Genomic DNA, 18,349 nt, shown 5'->3' with positions numbered 1-18,349 from the left:
GGGCTAATTCATAGCAAATAACTGTACCGATTTGATAGACTTGCCTCTTTGGTTGCTTTGTTGCCAGATCTCTCGATACTGTTGTTCCTCGATCTGAAGTTCAGTTTCCAAGGGCGCATCCTGGTTCCGTGAAACGGTTTTTATCACTAAACAGGGTTCAAACTGACCATAGCGACGGGATGTCTCTAATGGTGCAGACTCATTATCTACACCAACATGTTGCAGCCTGAGGCTGCGCCGGGGGGCGTCTAGCAATAGCCAGTAGGGATATTCAAAGGAGATATTTTCAAAGACCATGCCAATGTTTGCACAGCTTTGGTTGTTAATCTCATTGGCAGCGTTAGTGTAAATTTCTTCTAACACTGGCTGACTTGTAAAATACTGGCTCGGGCGTGATGCAGCAAAAATATTGTTTTCACCCGTTAGTGCTCGAATGTCGTTGCTCAACACCCACTGAAATGAAAGCAGTACCAGGAATATGCTTAAAATATTAGCAACCCTGCGATTGAGGGCATTGCCAATGACGGTGCCTACTAGGGCTGCAAAGAGAACAAAAATGGGTAAATGTAGGCGACAGCGTGACGTGGACCAGGTCAGTAGCTGACAAAACAGTAGAAAGGTCGCTGTTGTGGTGAGCCAGTATAAAAATAACTGCCGTCGCTGTTGTAGGCGGCCATTGATTAGCAATAGCCCAGAAGAGGCCAGAATAATCAGCAAGTGTAAGGGATTTCCTGCTTTGTCTTCATTAAACGAGATGCTAGGCACGTAGAAGCGCGTTTCCTTTGCACTTGTGATCAAGGGCTCGCTAACATCTACGCCGATAATGTTGTGAAAGATGGTAATCGCTTTTTCTGTGAGTCCCGTGGTTGGTGTAATAACGCTGTCTAAATGCAGATTTCTAACAATGTCAGCATGGAGAGCCAGGTTGCGTACTACGTTAGAAATCAGATATGTTAACCCAAAAGCGGCTCCGGTTTCGTCTCCAGGGGACCCCAACGGAGTGCCAAATAGGCCAAAGTTGCGTAGATAATGCCCGGCATTGATGGCAATGGCAATGGCAAGCAAGCCGATCATGGGTTTTACCATGCGTAAACCTAGATTTTTGATGCCCCACAGCAATAGCCAGATGCAAAAGGGAAAAGCATAGATATAGGCTGTACCCTTGGTGAGAATTGCCAGGCCCAGGCTGGTGCCTAAACACACCAGCAGCAGCGGTTTTAATCCTTGCCGCATGGTCACCAGGGCAAAGTAGACAAAACAGACTATCCACAGGGTTACTACATGATCATTGTTGGTGCTTGAGCCCTGTAGTATTGCCATGGGCATGGTGCCAGCAAAAATTGCGGCCAAAATTTGACCGTTGCGTTTTGCCCCCAACTCCTTAGCGATTAGGGAGACCCCCAGCATGGAGCCGATCATGCTGATCCATTGCACAGTGTTACTGAGACGGTCGCTGTGGCTGAGGATTTGGAGATGTGCGATCGCAAACTCAGACCAAGGATTTTGATAAAGCTGAAAAATATTGTGGCTAGGATAGTGGGCTACACTGCCATTCTGCATCCAGTGCATAATGCGACTGAGATGGTACTCCATGGAGTCAGAATGGTTTGGGGCCGCTAAAACAGCCGTAGCACCGATTGCTAGCAATGCCAGGGTCATCCCGATGGTCGATAGCTTGAGTGTTACCGGCAAATCGATAAAAGGATAGGGACTCAACCATTGTTTAGGTGCGGTTTTGAGCAGCCTTGGCCCATATGCTTTCCATAGGAAAAAGGTTATGCCTGCTGTTACTATCAGCCAGGACAGCGTTAAAAAGATAACGTTAAATCCTCGAACCAGGCTCAGAACTTCGGTTAAAACGGTGACAATAATTCCCCAGCACATCAGCGCACCTAGCAGTGCTTCTCGTTTGAGCTGAAAAATCTTTGAGTTGATCAGTATTAACAAGATAAGACTTGCTATGGGAAGAATAGCTAGCATTTTGAGTAGATCAGGTGGGTTAGAGCTTAACTAATGCGCTGAGGAAGCTTTAGGGACTATTCCATTCCACTATCCTACCCATAAGTAGCAGCGCGTGAGCTTCCTTGCCAATGAGCTTACTGTAGGTTACTTGACAGAGGATTAAAACATTAGAACGCTATTTTTTGTTACGGAATTGTGTTGCAAGAAATATTGTCGCACTTGGCCAACCGTTGAAGATTCCATAGAAAGATAGACTCTCTACTCAGGTGGGGAGTTGGATGCTTTTGCACTTCAACCGAAATATTGACTGTCATTGATGAAGGAAACCTTCGTAAGCAGATACTAATGTAGTACCCCCACTATGACTGTCCCTTGCAAACGGTTGCTTAATGTTGGTTTTTTAACGTTACTTGCGCCAGTCGGTCTAACAGTGGCCTTGGTTGTATTACATTTACTAGGTGCTGTTAACGCCTGGGTTTTTCCCCTGGTTCAGGTAGGGGCGTTTTGTCTATTTGGTGGCACTGGCTGCATTGTAGCTGCTCAGGTTCTGAGTAGAAGGCCGGTGCCGGTTTCTAGACCGATCAACCATCAACGACGGCGGCAGCTGTGCTGGGGGTTAGCAATTTTGCTTTTTAGCCTTAACTTTCCACCCTATCTGCTGGCCCACCACATGACCCATGTGCGTTCACCGGGAATGACTGGGCCTCGGTGTACCGAAGCCCAGTCATTCCCAGACTCCCTCAGATCGGGGGGTATTCTATGGCACGCGCACTCTTCCCATTGGTCAATCCAGGTGGCTAGAAACTTGGGAAATTCCTGCTCAAACTGCGGTGCCTAGAGGAACGGTGATTCTATTCCCAGGTAATTTGGGCACTAAAAGCAGTCAACTGATTCCGCCTGCCCAGAGCTTTGCTTCCCTGGGGTTTAATACGGTTTTAGTGGATTTTCAAGGGGTGGGCGGTTCCAGTGGCAATACTGTGACCCTGGGCATTGCAGAAGCTCAGGATGTTGTTACTGTTTTTAACGATGTAAAGCATCGAAATGTTGTTCAAGGGCATGGGGATTCGCCCATTATTCTCTATGGTGTTTCCATGGGCACGGCGGCGATTTTAAGGGCGATCTCAACCCATAACATCATCCCCGATGCCATCGTCCTAGAATTACCTTTTATCCGTCTGATTGATGCGGTGAAAAGTCGGTTACGCCACCACAAAATTCCCACAGACCCAACGGCAACCTTACTTATTTTCTGGGCTAGTATCCAGCACGGTATCAATGGCTTTAGCCATAATCCCATCAACTATGCCAAAGCCGTTGAATGCCCCACCCTGGTTATCCATGGGGCGCAGGATAAATGGACTCCGGTTAGCGATATTGAAGCATTGGTGCAAACTATTCCAGCGACAAAACAATTAGTGGTGTCAGCGGATGCTGGGCATCATCAGTTGATCGGTGTGGATCGTCCGCTGTGGGATGCCAGTGTTAGTAATTTTTTGAAGGCTATTTAAGACGGTATACCCAATAGCTGCCAGGTTTCAAAGATTTCTTCGAGGTTAATTTAAGTTAATTTAAATTTCTAGGGCTGTGATGTCGCCAAGGGCCATTCCCTTGTGGGTGCCCGGATCGCAAATGCTTGGGTCATAAATGGCCTGACCTAAAATGCCTTAGGCACGGTCATTCCTGCGCATTAATTGGCCTCAGGCCTATGGGGCATCCACAAGGGAGTGCCCCTACTGGGTTTATTGCGCCCCTTTGTAAGGCTGCCGTGTACACACAAGTATTGGAAACTAGCGTTGGCGGTTGCCTCACCCCCTCTAACTCCCCCTTGCCTTGAGTGGAGCTCCTCTCTGATACCAGTGGTTTTGTGCGTTATGGGGTTGGTGGCAAAAATCATTAAAAATTGATTGCATACCTGGACATTCCTGGTTGGGCTGGTTATGGTAGGCATGAGTTCCTAATTTTCCGAGGGATTCAGCCGAACCTTGAAAACCTGATTCTTCCGTTAGATCCCTCAAACATTGGCTGTGAAAGGCTTTCAGACGTTTTTCCGGGACTTTATTGGGATTCATTCTCGATTAAATAGGTCATTTTTGGAACCCTTAGATTTGGGTATCTAGAAGCCCCTGGTTACAATGGGTTCAAAAGGGAGAGGTTGCCAATTCCATTACCCCGAAAGGGGACGGAAACTAGGATGCGCTGGCCAGGGGAACCCCCATAGATTCGACGTTGCCAATTCCATTACCCCGAAAGGGGACGGAAACTTATAAGGAAGGGACCTGAAACCCATAGATTGGAAGAAAGGTTGCCAATTCCATTACCCCGAAAGGGGACGGAAACTCGCTGACTTCAAATTGACAGACACTAGACAGTGCGTTAAGCAGGTTGCCAATTCCATTACCCCGAAAGGGGATGGAAACCTCTCAACCACATCAGTTGTGCGCCAGATCGCCTTTATAAGTTGCCAATTCCATTACCCCGAAAGGGGACGGAAACGAATGCAGTCTGTGACGATGTGTCATTGTCGGGCACGAGATAAATGTTGCCAATTCCATTACCCCGAAAGGGGACGGAAACTCCGTAAGGCGTATCGATTACTATTTCTTGTCTGTCTTTAGGTTGCCAATTCCATTACCCCGAAAGGGGACGGAAACTTAAAGGACAACAAAGACATATTTGCTTTACTTAAAAACGTTGCCAATTCCATTACCCCGAAAGGGGACGGAAACATCTCTTTTACCGCATCAATAGCAGGGTGAATATCAAAGCGTTGCCAATTCCATTACCCCGAAAGGGGACGGAAACTGCCACAACCGTATCGAGATAGGCTAACTCCCATTTTCCAAGTTGCCAATTTCATTACCCCGAAAGGGGACGGAAACACGTCCTCCATTGAATGCTGCGTTGGATGAAATCATCCCCCAGTTGCCAATTCCATTACCCCGAAAGGGGACGGAAACGCAGAAACCTCTATAAGTAATTGATTGGATTTCTTGCTTTTGTGTTGCCAATTTCATTACCCCGAAAGGGGACGGAAACCCAACGATTAACAACCCTTCAAACGCTCCAATAGACAGGTTGCCAATTCCATTACCCCGAAAGGGGACGGAAACAAATCGTCGTATGTTGTTTCAGCCTCCGATATAGAGTTGCCAATTCCATTACCCCGAAAGGGGACGGAAACCCCAAAGTCTAAAAAGTTGTGATACAATAGGTGAAAGAGTTATCAATCTCATTGCCCCGCAAGCGATTATGTTTGCTGTCAAGGGCGGTTATTGAAAAAACGTGAGAATACAGCGTTGCAACAGTGGGTTCTCACCGTCTTTTTGACGGCAAATGTTGAAAATCAATCACACTCCTCTATTCTCTCTTTTCTAGTGTTAAAAAGGAGCAACAACTCATCTAAATTGATCAGAAAAAGGTTCTACATTTGCACAGAAAAAAGCGCTGTGACCATTGAAACTAGGTCGTTTGGAAGAATGCTGTGACTTTGTTGTCATCCCAGGGTTCATTCTTCTTGACCATTGCGTTCAAACAGATGATAAACTTTCTCATACACGCAATAATCGCCACTTTCTTAGCTTTCCCTCTGGCCAGTAGCTGTTGATAGAAGGCACGAATCGGTGGATTGCACTTCAGCGCTGATAAAGTGGCCATGTATAGCAGCGCCCGCACCGCGCCTCGACCGCCCCAAATACGTCGCTGTCCCTGAAAGCGACCGCTGTCTCGATTAAAGGGCGCAACACCGACCAACGCTGCAATCTGTCGCCGATTGAGCGTACCGAGCTCCGGCAACAACACTAGAAAGCTTGCCGAAATTAGCGGGCCAATGCCTTTGGGCGAACGCAAAATAGACTTGCGCGCTTTCCACTCAGAGACTGAATCGCTAAGGTCTGCTATTTTCTCATCAAGTTGTTTTATCTTCTTTTCTAACCAGTCGATATGCTCACTCACTTCATCTCTGGCTGCACCCTTCACCAACAGTGTCCGACGGTTCTTCTCCGCGCTTAGAATCTCAACTAACTGCTGCCGACGCGTGACCCACTGCTTTAGCTCGCTTTCGGCGGCAGAGGCAAAGACTGTCGCGGCAGGCTCGGTCACCTCACCGTACTTGGCAATCACATAGGCATCAATCGGGTCGGTCTTAGCCAGCTTACTCAGGGCTCTGGCTAAGTCTCTGACCGGACGTGGGTTGACCACGCTTACTCGGATGTCATGCTGATGTAGCCTCAGCGCCATTCGTGCCTCGTGGCCGCCTGTGGCTTCGCAGACAACGGCTGGATCCGGTCGTTCTAATACCTTTTGCCTCAGCGCTTCGATACCTGCCGCATCGTTGCTGTATGAGCAATACGTTTCTGCGCTCAGGTCATACACATCCAGCTTGTCTTTGCTGACGTCTATGCCTATCCAATTCACCGGAGTTACCTTAGCTGATGTCGTCATATGATCTCTCCTAAAGGAGTACGGTATTGAGGCTCCATCCACTGCACTCTACCTTGCGTGATCCGGTCTCCCATGGGAACCTGGCGATTTTTTCGAGCTCTCAGTTCGATGAATAGTAGCGGTAACCTTGCTTGCGGTCGGACTATGATGAGCTATCATGAACGGGAGGACCTGGTCTAGTGCTACTACGCTTAGCGTATTTGAGTAGACTCCTAAACAAACCCGTTCTTAACATTTGCTCATCGGTTCTAGGGGATGACGGTCTCCTGCTACCCCTCTAAACATACAAGGGGACGGAAACCTCTTCAACATCTTGGTACATTTCGTCCATGGAGTCAGTTACTAATCTCATTACCCCGCAAGGGAATGGAAACTTACCCTCATAGCTGTGCAAGGCGATGTCCCCTGCGACAGTTACCAATCTCATTACCCTCTAAACATACAAGGGGTGTCCCTTGTTTCGTGATGTCCATGTCGCTGGTAAGATCGCACACCCCATACCCAATTCAACCAAAGACATAGATTATCCCGAGCACACTGTAGGGGCAATGCCTCGTGCTTGCCCCTCGATCATTGTCCCCATAAACCGACAACTCAATGATCGTTCGGAGCATCCCATAGGTTATCCTGGGCACCCACCAGGGGATGCCCCTACAGTGTGATGGCCTAATATTTGTTAGGCACCATACGTTGCGTTTCCTTAGGCGGGCGTTGATAATGAATCGCCCCCTGTCGCTTAGGTAACATAATTGGCTCGTAAGGTAGCTCCTCGTAGGGAATCAGAGTTAGTAAATGACTAATACAATTAAGCCGTGCCCGCTTTTTATCATCGGCATCGACCACATACCAGGGGGAACTAGTGGTATCGGTCATCGCAAACATGTCATCTTTCGCTTTAGAATACTCAACCCAGCAGGCACGGGCCTCTAAATCCATGGGGCTCAGCTTCCAACGCTTAGCTGGATCCTTGATCCGGTCCTGGAACCGCTTTTCCTGTTCTTTATCACTGACAGAAAACCAATATTTGACCAGAATGATGCCCGAGCGTTGGAGCATATGCTCAAATTCAGGGCAGGTGCGCATAAATTCGGTATATTCATTGTGGGTGCAAAAGCCCATGACGCGCTCCACACCGGCGCGATTATACCAGCTACGATCAAAGAGAACAATCTCGCCAGCTGCCGGTAACTGGTTCACATAACGCTGAAAATACCACTGGGTTTTCTCTCGATCAGTGGGCTTACCCAACGCCACAATACGGCAACCACGAGGGTTTAAGCATTCAGAAATACGTTTAATCACCCCCCCCTTACCGGCAGCATCTCGCCCCTCAAAGATCACAACAACCTTCAGGCCTGCATACTTTACCCATTCTTGCATCTTCACCAACTCAAGCTGCAAACGCTCTAGTTCAGACTGGTATACAGATTTTTTCAGGCTTTTCTTCGTCTTCGAGTGCTTTTTCTTCTGGGTAGGTTTATTGTGGGTATCATCCTGTTTTTTAACAGTCTTCTTAGTTACCTTTACTGATTTAGCCATCGGAATTGTAGCGATCTGGCCTAAAGGTTTGTTATCAGCGCTCTTTTCGGTAGCTTTTCGCTTTGAGGTGATCTTTTTTAAAGCTTTCTTTTTAGTCACTTTGGGTTTTTCATTTGAAGAATTAACATCTGCTTTCTTCATTGTGCTATGGGTGTTTGACTTAACCATAGAGTCTCCCAAAATATCTCGATAGTGGTCAGCATACGTGCTTATTTATCGAAGTATGGGCGAGCTTAGGTTAGTCTAAATATTTGCAGATACAAAAAATTAAAATGTAACGCTTGAATCAAGCCTACCCAGACTTGGGGAGGTGGGCTTCGATACCGAGCATATCAGTCAGAATTTCGGATAAGAGGTTAAACAGCTGATTTGCATTTTATAAAAGATTATGCATAGGCCTTACGTTATCAACGCCTCAACCATTGCGGCAACTCTCTCACCCGTTCTAAATAATCTGTTTCCATAGCTCGCTCAGGCCTTTACACCAGACATTATGCCCTGCATTTTTCCGAGCTTAAAATCCATAACCCTAGCGTCTGCTCTAATGACGTCCGCTCATACGAAAATTAACACAGGCTTAACATTGAGTTAAAATTGTTCGTCAAGTTACGGAATGTTTCGACGAATATTGATTCGATGGTTTACCAGCAACGTATGGCAATAGTTGTTTGACTTGAATTTTAAGCGATTACTAGACCGCTGGTCATGTCCCTGCATGGCCGTTAGGCAGCGTGTTTGTGCTTCAACATCTGATCCGACGCCTGCAAAGGGCCTGACGAGGGTTGCTATATGCAAACAAAGAATAAAAAATGCGATCGCACAAATGCTGGCTTATCAGTATTCAATCTGAGTGATCGCTGGCAGACTGCCAGCAAGCTGATTTTCATAAATGTACTTTTAATTGGTCTACCGACCATCATTTGCTACTACAGCCTGCAGCTAGGCGGCATTTCCTTAACGTGGCTGCATTTTTCACTGGTGGCGCTTTATCTATCCAGCGCAGTCATGCTCATTGCTGAATCCACTGCCGCTGTTTCGCGACGATTTGCTAGCCAGTCAAGGTTTTCACCGTCTCAACCTAATAGCTTTAAGCGTCGCCTAAAAAAGAGCCTCGGCGTTCAAGGCGCAGAACTGCCAGAGGGTCAGCCCTTGCCACGCTGTTCGTTTATTGTGGCGGCCTATTTACCCAATGAACAGACCATCATTTTAGAAACCATTGATCACCTGCTAAATCGGATACATCAGCCTGAGGCAGGTCTGGAAGTGATTTTGGCCTATAACACCCCGGTGGTGCTACCCATTGAACAAACCCTGGTGCGATTGGCCAGAAAGTATCCTAATTTTCGGCCTTATCGAGTTGAGGGCAGCCATTCAAAAGCCGAAAATATTAACGCTGCTCTCAATATCGTGACCGGGGAGATCACCTGTATCCTTGATGCAGACCATCATCCAGCCCCAGACTGTTTTGAGCGGGCCGGTCGATGGATCGCCAATGGGTACGATGTTGTGCAAGGCCGCAACATGATCCGTAATCGCAGTGAAAATCTCCTCACTCGCCTGGTGGCGGTGGAATTTGAGTCGATTTACGGCGTCAGCCATTCTGCCAAGTCGTTAATGGTAGATACGGCTTTATTTGGTGGCTCCAATGGCTATTGGCGCACCTCAGTGCTACAGCAGGTCCGTTTTAACCCAACTATGCTGACCGAAGATATTGATGCGTCGATACGCACCCTTTTGCATGGGTATCGCATCGTCCATGACCGCAGCATTACGGTTACAGAATTGGCCCCCAACCACATCAGCGCCTTTTGGTCACAGCGTAAACGATGGTCCCAGGGATGGCTAGAAGTTAGTTTGCGCTATCAAAAACGGTTTTGGAAGTCACCCCAGTTAACCTTTGGGCAAAAGCTAATTTGGACCCATTTGCTCTACTATCGAGAACTGTTTCCCATTTTATCGGTACAGATTTTGCCAATTGTTTTCAGTAGTTGGCTGCTAACAGGAACCATTAATTTCACAGACAATGCATTTTTGTTGTCGGCAACAGTTATTACGTTTTTGAGTAGTGTTTACAAACTGTTGGTTACTGCAAAAATTGGGTATCACCATTATCCCAGGTACTACTTTTTGCAATATGCCTTACTGACACCGATTTACTCATTGTTGAAAAACATGATTGCGGTTGTTGCACTCTACGATCATCTCCATGGCAAAACCGAGTGGGTTGTCACTCCGAGAGAGGCGACACCTGCTGTGGCTAATTTGGAAAAAGTCTATGGATTACCTGAGACAGCCAGGCTATAACCTTGTCTTTTGAGAAAAATTCAACACCCTTTTAGAAAACAGATTTTACTTTCCCATCTTCTATGAAACGTCGTTTTAATCGGTCAGCGGCGGTACAGCGCTTAGCGTGGCTAGACGGATTGCGCATCTTTGCCGCCGTCATGATCCTGCTTTACCATGCCCAGCTGTTGTTTACTCAATATCGCTATACGCCACAGCCTACGGGCCTAATCCATAATCTGCAACAGCTGATTGCTGAGACAAACTCTCTGGCAACGCCCTCGGGATGGATGCAGTTGCTAGGAATTCCAACATTATTTGGGTTTCAGTTTGTGGATGTGTTTATTTTGTTGAGTGGGTTTAGCCTAATGCTAGCCGCCCGGCATCGTTCTTTTGATTGGTTAGGTTTTTGGCAAAAGCGTTTATCGCGACTGCTATGGCCTTTTTGGACAGTTGCCCTGCTGTCTTGTCCGGTTTTATGGATGATTGGCGCTGCGACTGAAAGCTATATCCCACCAGTGTGGAATTATTTTGCAGCGTTTACTTTTCCGCTATTAATCGATCATCGCGCTAGTCTCTTGTTGCCCATCAGCGGTCCATGGTGGTTTATTCCATTAATTCTAAGTTTTACCCTGTGTTTTCCGGTGCTACATCGACTGGTGTATCGCTGGGGTAGCCGCAATCTGTTGCTGGTGAGCCTGGTCATTACTCTGGTTTATCGAGCACTGGCGATATACACCTTTGGAGGACAGCCCACATATACGATTCTGGCGACTCCCAATGGACCGTTGCCGTTTTATGTGTTGCTGGCTAAACTGAGCACCTTTGTGATTGGCATGGTGGTGGCTCAAGCCTATAAGCACGGTCGTGGTGTGCTTTTTTTGCCCCAGTTTAAGGCATTGCGAGTGGGTCTTGGTCTCTATGCCATTGGCTTTGTTTGTCAGTTTTATCAGCTAGGCTGGATAGTCTGTGACCTACTGGTACCTCTAGGATTAACCCTGGTTTGTGTGGTGATTTGCCGATGGCTTACGGCAGTTCGCTTTAGTCGTTATCTGGCGCTGAGGCTAGGTCAATATAGCTATAGCTTTTTCTTGGTTCATAATTTTGTGGTGGATCGTACGCTGGGTCTGGTTGTGAAGGGGGATGAGGTCAGGTATGCGATCTCACTTCCCCTAATGATTCTCGGCACCTTAATTCTCGCTGCCATTACCGATGCCGTTACGCCTCTGCTACAAAGAGCCCTAGCCCGTCTATGGCAAGATATTGACTATCTACTAGCCCGTAAACCTGCGGTAACGGCTCCTCGCTGGGTGCCTTCAGTGGGGGATACCGTTGGCTATCTTGACCAACAATGGACTGTTCAGGCCGTTGAAGTATTGCTGGATGATGGTAACTATTACCTGTGCAAAATTGCGAATGCCCAACAAACCCGCTGGGTTAGCCAAGAGCAACTCCAGCTGATGGCTCCGACTGTATTGGCTGGATAAGTCAGGGGGAAAACCGAATTGATTTTAAGGTGCGATCGCACCATTCGTTAGATTATTCAGCGCCCCTGAAACTGTCTTAATCGCCTCTACACCGCAGCCATCCAAACGATGACGCCCCCCCAAATACTGCGGGTCGTTATAGGCTAGCTGCGTCTGACCCTGGTCATCCTCCCAAATCAGTACCTTTTGCGGTAAATCAATGGCAATGGTTGGCTGACACTGCATCAGAGGCGTTCCCAGTTTGGGGTTACCAAAGATAACGACTCGGGTAGGTCGCAACTCCAACCCTACCCCAGAGGCATTTTGGGCATGGTCAACGGTGGCAAATAAATTCAATCCGTTAGTTTCTAGAATCTTTTTGAATCGAGTTTCTGTTTCCCCAACGCTGTAAGGGCTAGGCTTAACAACTAAACCTGTGGGTCCAGTTGCCTGGGCGACGGCCTGCTGACGAGAAAAATAGGCAGCTCCTGCAATCAGGATTAACCCTAAGAAACCGATACCGGCTGTAATATTGCGCATGGTGATGAGCTCAGAAGCAAAACTGTGTTTTCAGCCTATAACTATAGGACGTAGATGTTTTAAAAACAGCTATGTCGTAAGATTTTTTACAGGCTCTTGCTGAGTGGCACAGTGGATACTGCCACCTCCAGCCGCAATAGCATCAATATTCAGGGCAATGATTTCGCGATCTGGGAAGGCTTGTTGTAGTGATTGTTGCGCCCTTTGATCAGCGCGGCCATCCCCAAATTCCTGCATGATCACCGCACCATTGCAGACATAAAAACCGACATAACCAGCGGCAAAATCTAGCGTCTCATAACTGTCTCGGATTGTGCCAGGTGCTTCGAGGACAATGGTTTCAAGCGGTCGACCCTGGGCATCCGTTGCGTTTTCTAAGATTGCTAGATGCTGTTGAGTCACCCCATGGTCAAAAAAGCTTGGATCGGGTTCATATCCAGCCAGCACAACCCCCGGTCTGGCAAACCGAGCATAGAAGTCGGTGTGACCATCGGTGATATCTTTTCCCTTAATCCCAGGTAGCCAGATAATCTTCTCCAGACCGAGAAGCGGCATTAACTGGTCTTCAAACTCAGACTTGCTCACCCCTGGATTACGATTGTCATTGAGCACACAACTTTCAGTAATAATGGCAGTACCATCGCCATCGACTTCAATACACCCTCCCTCCAAAACGAGATTAGTATTGACCACTTCAGCCCCAGATTGCTGGGTAACAAATGCAGCAACAGCAGCATCTTGCTGAAAAACTTGCTTCTGACCCCAACCATTAAAGTTAAGGTCAATGCCAGCTTTTTGACCCTGCTTAGAAAAAACAAACAGAGGACCCGTATCTCGTATCCATAGGTCATCTAAGGGCGACACAATCAATTCAACAGATGCACCTAATAGATCTTTGGCGAGATCATACTCTTCAGGTCTGACCAGCATAGATACGGGCTCATACTGGGCAATTGTTTGGGCAAGGGTAACTAAGTTACGTCTCACTTCTGGCAGTAGTTGTCGCCCCCAAATGCGCGCACTTGCCCCAAATGCCATCCAGGTTCGCGTATGGGGTGCAGCTTCATCGGGCATATACCATTGCTGGGTGCTTACTTGAGAATTCGCGCAACCCATCAGCATTCCTCCAGCAAATAGCGAAGTATTTTGAACAAATTTTCGTCTTGTGATCATGGTCATCCCCGATATGCAATTTGTGCCCCAAGAGAGAAATTCTTTAAAATTATTGGGTGATTTTCAACATCTTATTGCCGTTGCGTTGAAACTCATAGGCAACAGTCTGAATATCACACTGATATCCCTTTTGAGTCAGAGCATTTATGACAAACTCCAGGTGCGGTGAGGGGTGTAGATCTAAGGCAACTAAGGGGAAAATGCGTACTTCCTGACAGATGCGCAACAGTTCACAAATAGAGTTGAGATGAAATATCTGATCAAATTGTTCAGAATAGAGAAATAGAAAATGAGAACATAACCCCAACTGGTAGCTAGCGTCTGTATAGCTTAACTGGGGTAATTCTCCTAGATCATAACGGCCTTCAGTTTTGCCTGAGGCAAAGTCTTGACAAAATAGTCGAATCGCAGCCTCACGGTTTTTTCTCAGATCACTGGGCGAATGATGGTAGCTCCAAACCCAGTCATCCAGAGTATTTTCAACCTGTTGAATAATGTTATCTACAACTGCATCAAAGCGCTGTTTAATCTCTGTAGCCCTAAAACAATAAAGCGGATCGACGGATTTGATCTGATAGCCTCGCCGAGTGCCTTCTGCATTAAAACTGGCGGGTCCATCGGCAACAGAAAGGATAGGGTTTTGTAGTTCCGTCTCAGTTAGGTTGAACATTTTGGTGTATTCATCCAACGATCGACCAAAGGGGACTACGCTATCTAACTGAACGGCCATAGGTGATTCCGAAGGGGGTTGATGTGGGATGTTGTTTAGCGGTCGTTATGATTGAGCTCTGGATGATTGAGCTCTGGCAGCAATGATTCAGGACCGATGTTTGATACATCATAGCCTTGGGGATAGCTACGAATGGATTGATCGGCAAAGAAGTCTGGTAAAGAACGGGGCGGCAGTTTGCGCAGCAGTCGACTGCGAGCTTTTAAACTGGTTTTTAGCAACCGGGTGAGGTGCTGGGGCGCAGGTTGCCAGCCTAAGGCATTGAGCAGTGGGGCATCTAACAATGCAGGTACAGCTGTGTTGGCGAGGGATCGCACCCCCACCGGAAACCAACTCAATAGCATTGCCCGCGTCGCATCCGCCACCCGTTGATTGGCCACAGCATAGGTGAATTTCTCCCGCTCATAGGCCAGGTTATAGGCTTCAAATGCCCCATAGGAGTCTGGCATATCGGTAATGCCCATGCGTTCGCCAACGCCATACCAAAAGTGATACATGGCCTGTTTCTCTAGCTCGCTGAGGGCGCGCCAACCAAAGCGATCGCACCAGCGCACAGGCTCATAGATAAATGTGGACAGCACATACAGATAATCGTTATTGCCGATGGGAAACCGACTGTGGATGGCATTCATCCGTTCTAAAAATGCCTGTCCCTTTGGATGTCGGTAGCCCCACTTAAGCAGCTGTGAGACGATGATCCCGGTGTCGTCATAGCGCTTTTGGGTATGGTGCTGAAACTCCCCCGTATGGTCCAGCAGTTTGGCAATACTGGGCACACAAAATGTCCGCAGCAGGGCAATTTCTAACGCTCGGGTCATATCCCAGGGAAACTCATAGCCCGCCAGGAGATGACAAATTGCGATCGCATCCTGCTCCGGATCCATCGTTTCAATTTTCCGGGCAATATCATATCGCCTCATGCTCTTGTCCCCATCTACCCTGTTAGAATAACCCAGCTCCAACTAAACCTTGCTATGGCACGTTGGTTTAACACGGCAGGTCCCTGCAAACCTGATATTCACTATATGCTCTCACCAGTAGAGCGGCTGCCCCAGCTTCGGCGCATTATCGATCAGCAGGGATACTTTGTGATCCACGCTCCACGGCAAACCGGTAAAACCACTGCTATGTTAGCGCTGGCCCAAGAACTAACAGCTAGCGGAAACTACACGGCCATTATGGTTTCTGTGGAAGTAGGTTCTGCCTTACTGAATGATGTAGATGCAGCAGAGCTTAGCATTTTAGATGCGTGGCGGGGAGCTGCTCGGTTTCGCTTACCCAGTGACCTACAACCACCGCCATGGCCAGATAATGTTCCCACAGGGCGACGTATTGGTGCCGCTCTTAGTGAATGGGCAGCGCATTCATCGCCTCCTTTAGTGGTATTTATTGATGAAATTGATTCGCTACAGAATGAGTTGTTGATTTCAGTATTACGCCAATTACGAGATGGCTACCCCAATCGCCCTCAAGGATTTCCCCATGCCTTAGCACTGACCGGTCTGCGAGATGTACGGGATTATAAAGTAGCTGCGGGTGGCAGTTCTCGGCTAAATACATCTAGCCCCTTTAACATTAAGGTCAAATCGCTGACACTGAATAACTTCACGGCGGCTGAGGTAGCCCAGCTATATGGCCAGCACACGGCTGATACGGGTCAACTGTTTACAGAAGCTGCTGTGGCCCGAGCGTTTGAGCTCACCCAGGGACAACCCTGGTTAGTAAACGCTTTAGCAAAAGAAGCGGTAGAAGAACTGGTGCCAGATTCTCAACAACCGATTGATGTAGCAACTATCAATCGAGCTAAGGAAATTTTGATTCGGCGGCAGGATACTCATCTGGATAGCCTGACAGAACGACTCCAGGAAGACCGAGTGCGCTCTATTGTGGAACCTATGCTAGCAGGTCAAGAGTTGGGTGTTGTGCCAGCAGATGATCGTCAATTTTTAGTTGATCTGGGTCTGGTTGTACATCATCCTGCTGGGGGGCTAACCATCGCTAATCCAATTTATCGAGAAGTCTTACCCAGGGCCTTGGCCAGCGGACCCCAAGCAGGTTTACCGATTGTTCAACCCAGCTGGTTAACTGACGATAATCAGCTAGATTCTAAAAAGTTGTTGGATGCTTTTCTTCGCTTTTGGCAACAACATGGTGAGCCATTGCTCAAAAGTGCCCCGTACCATGAGATTGCGCCTCATTTGGTGATGATGGCCTTTTTACACAGAGTTGTCAATGGTGGCGGTACCCTGGAAAGAGAATATGCCATTGGTAGCGGTCGCATGGATTTATGTTTACGGTATGGCAATGTTACCCTAGCAATTGAACTAAAAGTTTGGCGAGATAATTGTTCAGATCCCCTATCAAAAGGGTTGGAACAATTAGATAGCTATCTTGCAGGGCTGGGACTCACCCAGGGCTGGCTCGTGATTTTTGACCGTCGCAGTGAGCTGCCCCCCATTGCTGAACGCACGACAACAGAGTCGACCATGAGTCCCCAAGGCAGGCATATCAATGTTATTCGTGGTTAAGCATCTGGGTCTTCAGAGTCGACTTTCGTTGTTAAGCCCAGTAGTTCCGCCACAGTGATTGCTGTGCCTGGTGCCAACAATATGCCATTGCGATAATGCCCTGTTGCCAAAATCACATTCTCATAGCCCGCCAGTGGTTTAATCACTGGCGCACCCTGACCCTGGGGGCGAGGGCGTAATCCGCTCCAGTGACGCAGGGTTCTAGCCTGGGCAACGGCTGGGCAATAGCTAATGGCGCTTTGGCGCATCTGCTCTAATCGCTCTAAATTAGGCACCATCTCAAGGTCATCGCCCAGGGGAAATTCAACGGCCTCACCGCCGGGGGGAAATTCCACAGTGGCCCCTAGCCAGTAACGTTTCTCTCCTAAGGGTACCAAGTGCACATCATGTCCATTAAGCACCGGTTGAAACGAGGTGTTATCTAAGGGCTGATCCAGCTCAATTTCCATGGCTTGACCCAGCACTGGGATCATCGGCAATGGTTCTGCCCCCAGCTGGCTTAAGTCTGCTGAGTTCAGACCAGCTGAGAGGATCACCCAATCCACATCTAAGATCTCTTCAGGCAGCTGTAGCTGAGAACAATAACCAGCGTTTTTATTTAAGCCTAAAACTGGACTCTGCCAGTGTGTGGTAACGCCGCGCTGTTGTGCTGCTTCAACCAACGCTAATGTTAGTTCTTTTGGATGTACCTGACCATCTTGGGGAGAATAAATTGCCGCTGCCACAGCTTTTGTATTGACCTGGGGACAGCGGTCCTTTAGTTGCTGTGGCGACCAAATTTCCAATGGATATCCCTGGCTGGCACGTTTAGCTTGCAGCGATTGCCAACGTGGGATTTGTTCTCGATCAAAACAGAAGCTGATTAAACCCTGTATGTGGGGAATAGATCGTCCTAACGATGCTTCTAATTCAGGCAGTAATGTTTTGTAGCGCTCAATACTGTCCCGACGTAGTCGCCAATTGCGACCTTTAACCTTGTGGCTAATAATACCCATTAAAACGCCCAAGGCCGCTTGGGTAACACCTTGGGCGGGGTTGCCTTGATCAATGACATGAATATCAAGTTGGCTATGACTACTCAGCTCATACGCTAGGGTAGCGCCGACAATTCCACAACCAACAATAGCAATTCGTGTCATTTAGCAGTTTTGTTTAGACTGATTCTTCGGTGGGCACCAGGTTAAGAAACGTACTTAAGTCCTTAGCAAACCTAATATAAGCCTGATTGGTGCGATTACTATCAAATGCAGTAACTGCAGCACTCATGGCTTCAAGATCCTCTGTAATCTCGTTGGATAGGGCCAGAGCTTCAGATTTATCGTTAGGTAACAATAGAAATGCCAAGCGATTCATACGTTCTCTTAGTTCACCTAAGGGACCGTGGATGAAGTTGTCGATATTAGCCCAGTTTTCATCACGGATGTAACCCGCTAGCTCAGGCAGACGATCTTTGGAAGTCTGAATACGACCAGCGTAAATAGAAATTTGAGCGATCTGGTCCGCAGAGTAGGTTGGGGGGGCAGTTGCCTGACCACCAGAACTGCAGCTCACGAGTAGGGTTGCGATCGCAACCAAGAATACTCCCACCATCGACCGTGCTAGTGATCGAAACCGTTCCATACCAGCAATACCTCCTAATGAAGTTAATCTGTGGCTGAATTGAATCAGCAATGACACAGTATCAAACC

General features: G+C 47.8%; 14 protein-coding genes. 5 read left to right on the top strand and 9 right to left on the bottom strand.

Annotation, left to right across the window (positions count from 1 at the left end; all coding sequences use genetic code 11):
• Nucleotides 1-3: 3 nt before the first annotated feature.
• Nucleotides 4-1,980 (bottom strand): ArnT family glycosyltransferase, encoded by a 1,977-nt coding sequence (locus tag SPB21_RS14125; protein WP_499866947.1) that lies wholly within the window; start codon nucleotides 1,978-1,980, stop codon nucleotides 4-6.
• A gap of 343 nt (nucleotides 1,981-2,323) precedes the next feature.
• Between SPB21_RS14125 and SPB21_RS14120 the strand changes: the two genes are divergently transcribed.
• Complete coding sequence (locus tag SPB21_RS14120; protein ID WP_499866945.1) at nucleotides 2,324-2,800, top strand: hypothetical protein; 477 nt, start codon at nucleotides 2,324-2,326, stop codon at nucleotides 2,798-2,800.
• Between the two features lie 7 nt (nucleotides 2,801-2,807).
• Entirely contained in the window at nucleotides 2,808-3,470 is a 663-nt protein-coding gene (locus SPB21_RS14115) for an alpha/beta hydrolase (protein WP_499866943.1), read from the top strand.
• A 1,951-nt stretch (nucleotides 3,471-5,421) separates the two neighbouring features.
• Here SPB21_RS14115 and SPB21_RS14110 read toward each other — a convergent pair.
• Nucleotides 5,422-6,402 carry an IS110 family RNA-guided transposase gene (locus SPB21_RS14110; protein WP_499865561.1) on the bottom strand — a complete coding sequence of 327 codons (981 nt, stop codon included), beginning with the start codon at nucleotides 6,400-6,402 and terminating at the stop codon, nucleotides 5,422-5,424.
• 666 nt (nucleotides 6,403-7,068) lie between these two features.
• Nucleotides 7,069-7,941 carry a polyphosphate kinase 2 gene (ppk2, locus tag SPB21_RS14105; RefSeq protein ID WP_499866941.1) on the bottom strand — a complete coding sequence of 291 codons (873 nt, stop codon included), beginning with the start codon at nucleotides 7,939-7,941 and terminating at the stop codon, nucleotides 7,069-7,071.
• A gap of 789 nt (nucleotides 7,942-8,730) precedes the next feature.
• Between ppk2 and SPB21_RS14100 the strand changes: the two genes are divergently transcribed.
• Both SPB21_RS14100 and SPB21_RS14095 read left to right on the top strand, forming a co-directional pair.
• Nucleotides 8,731-10,245 carry a glycosyltransferase family 2 protein gene (locus SPB21_RS14100; protein WP_499866939.1) on the top strand — a complete coding sequence of 505 codons (1,515 nt, stop codon included), beginning with the start codon at nucleotides 8,731-8,733 and terminating at the stop codon, nucleotides 10,243-10,245.
• Between the two features lie 62 nt (nucleotides 10,246-10,307).
• A complete protein-coding gene (locus tag SPB21_RS14095) occupies nucleotides 10,308-11,711 on the top strand; it encodes an acyltransferase family protein (protein WP_499866937.1) in 1,404 nt (467 codons plus the stop codon).
• Nucleotides 11,712-11,735: 24 nt separating this feature from the next.
• Here the strand turns inward: SPB21_RS14095 and SPB21_RS14090 are convergent, their stop codons facing one another.
• The 4 genes from SPB21_RS14090 to SPB21_RS14075 all read right to left on the bottom strand — a co-directional run bounded on the left by SPB21_RS14090 (nucleotide 11,736) and on the right by SPB21_RS14075 (nucleotide 15,053).
• Nucleotides 11,736-12,230, bottom strand: coding sequence for a DUF302 domain-containing protein (locus SPB21_RS14090; protein WP_163700554.1), 495 nt, complete (start codon nucleotides 12,228-12,230; stop codon nucleotides 11,736-11,738).
• Between the two features lie 69 nt (nucleotides 12,231-12,299).
• Complete coding sequence (locus SPB21_RS14085) at nucleotides 12,300-13,403, bottom strand: agmatine deiminase family protein (RefSeq protein WP_499866935.1); 1,104 nt, start codon at nucleotides 13,401-13,403, stop codon at nucleotides 12,300-12,302.
• 49 nt (nucleotides 13,404-13,452) lie between these two features.
• A complete protein-coding gene (locus SPB21_RS14080; protein ID WP_499866933.1) occupies nucleotides 13,453-14,133 on the bottom strand; it encodes an SAM-dependent methyltransferase in 681 nt (226 codons plus the stop codon).
• 35 nt (nucleotides 14,134-14,168) lie between these two features.
• A complete protein-coding gene (locus tag SPB21_RS14075; protein ID WP_163700548.1) occupies nucleotides 14,169-15,053 on the bottom strand; it encodes an oxygenase MpaB family protein in 885 nt (294 codons plus the stop codon).
• Between the two features lie 54 nt (nucleotides 15,054-15,107).
• Between SPB21_RS14075 and SPB21_RS14070 the strand changes: the two genes are divergently transcribed.
• Nucleotides 15,108-16,661, top strand: coding sequence for an AAA-like domain-containing protein (locus tag SPB21_RS14070; RefSeq protein WP_499866931.1), 1,554 nt, complete (start codon nucleotides 15,108-15,110; stop codon nucleotides 16,659-16,661).
• Here SPB21_RS14070 and SPB21_RS14065 read toward each other — a convergent pair.
• Nucleotides 16,658-17,800 (bottom strand): NAD(P)/FAD-dependent oxidoreductase, encoded by a 1,143-nt coding sequence (locus SPB21_RS14065; protein WP_499866929.1) that lies wholly within the window; start codon nucleotides 17,798-17,800, stop codon nucleotides 16,658-16,660. The genes SPB21_RS14070 and SPB21_RS14065 overlap by 4 nt on opposite strands.
• A 13-nt stretch (nucleotides 17,801-17,813) precedes the next feature.
• Complete coding sequence (gene psbQ, locus SPB21_RS14060) at nucleotides 17,814-18,281, bottom strand: photosystem II protein PsbQ (RefSeq protein WP_163670202.1); 468 nt, start codon at nucleotides 18,279-18,281, stop codon at nucleotides 17,814-17,816.
• Nucleotides 18,282-18,349: the final 68 nt, after the last annotated feature.

Origin of the sequence: Leptothoe sp. ISB3NOV94-8A (assembly GCF_043421595.1) — a bacterium.
Classification (GTDB): domain Bacteria; phylum Cyanobacteriota; class Cyanobacteriia; order Phormidesmidales; family Phormidesmidaceae; genus Leptothoe; species Leptothoe turfae.
This window is presented reverse-complemented; position numbering and strand designations above follow the sequence as displayed.

What these genes read in the sequence shown, in the direction of transcription:
- SPB21_RS14125 (WP_499866947.1), bottom strand. Translation starts at nt 1,980, where the DNA reads ATGCTAGCTATTCTTCCCATAGCAAGTCTTATCTTGTTAATACTGATC.
- SPB21_RS14120 (WP_499866945.1), top strand. Translation starts at nt 2,324, where the DNA reads ATGACTGTCCCTTGCAAACGGTTGCTTAATGTTGGTTTTTTAACGTTA.
- SPB21_RS14110 (WP_499865561.1), bottom strand. Translation starts at nt 6,402, where the DNA reads ATGACGACATCAGCTAAGGTAACTCCGGTGAATTGGATAGGCATAGAC.
- ppk2 (WP_499866941.1), bottom strand. Translation starts at nt 7,941, where the DNA reads ATGGCTAAATCAGTAAAGGTAACTAAGAAGACTGTTAAAAAACAGGAT.
- SPB21_RS14100 (WP_499866939.1), top strand. Translation starts at nt 8,731, where the DNA reads ATGCAAACAAAGAATAAAAAATGCGATCGCACAAATGCTGGCTTATCA.
- SPB21_RS14095 (WP_499866937.1), top strand. Translation starts at nt 10,308, where the DNA reads ATGAAACGTCGTTTTAATCGGTCAGCGGCGGTACAGCGCTTAGCGTGG.
- SPB21_RS14090 (WP_163700554.1), bottom strand. Translation starts at nt 12,230, where the DNA reads ATGCGCAATATTACAGCCGGTATCGGTTTCTTAGGGTTAATCCTGATT.
- SPB21_RS14085 (WP_499866935.1), bottom strand. Translation starts at nt 13,403, where the DNA reads ATGATCACAAGACGAAAATTTGTTCAAAATACTTCGCTATTTGCTGGA.
- SPB21_RS14080 (WP_499866933.1), bottom strand. Translation starts at nt 14,133, where the DNA reads ATGGCCGTTCAGTTAGATAGCGTAGTCCCCTTTGGTCGATCGTTGGAT.
- SPB21_RS14075 (WP_163700548.1), bottom strand. Translation starts at nt 15,053, where the DNA reads ATGAGGCGATATGATATTGCCCGGAAAATTGAAACGATGGATCCGGAG.
- SPB21_RS14070 (WP_499866931.1), top strand. Translation starts at nt 15,108, where the DNA reads ATGGCACGTTGGTTTAACACGGCAGGTCCCTGCAAACCTGATATTCAC.
- SPB21_RS14065 (WP_499866929.1), bottom strand. Translation starts at nt 17,800, where the DNA reads ATGACACGAATTGCTATTGTTGGTTGTGGAATTGTCGGCGCTACCCTA.
- psbQ (WP_163670202.1), bottom strand. Translation starts at nt 18,281, where the DNA reads ATGGAACGGTTTCGATCACTAGCACGGTCGATGGTGGGAGTATTCTTG.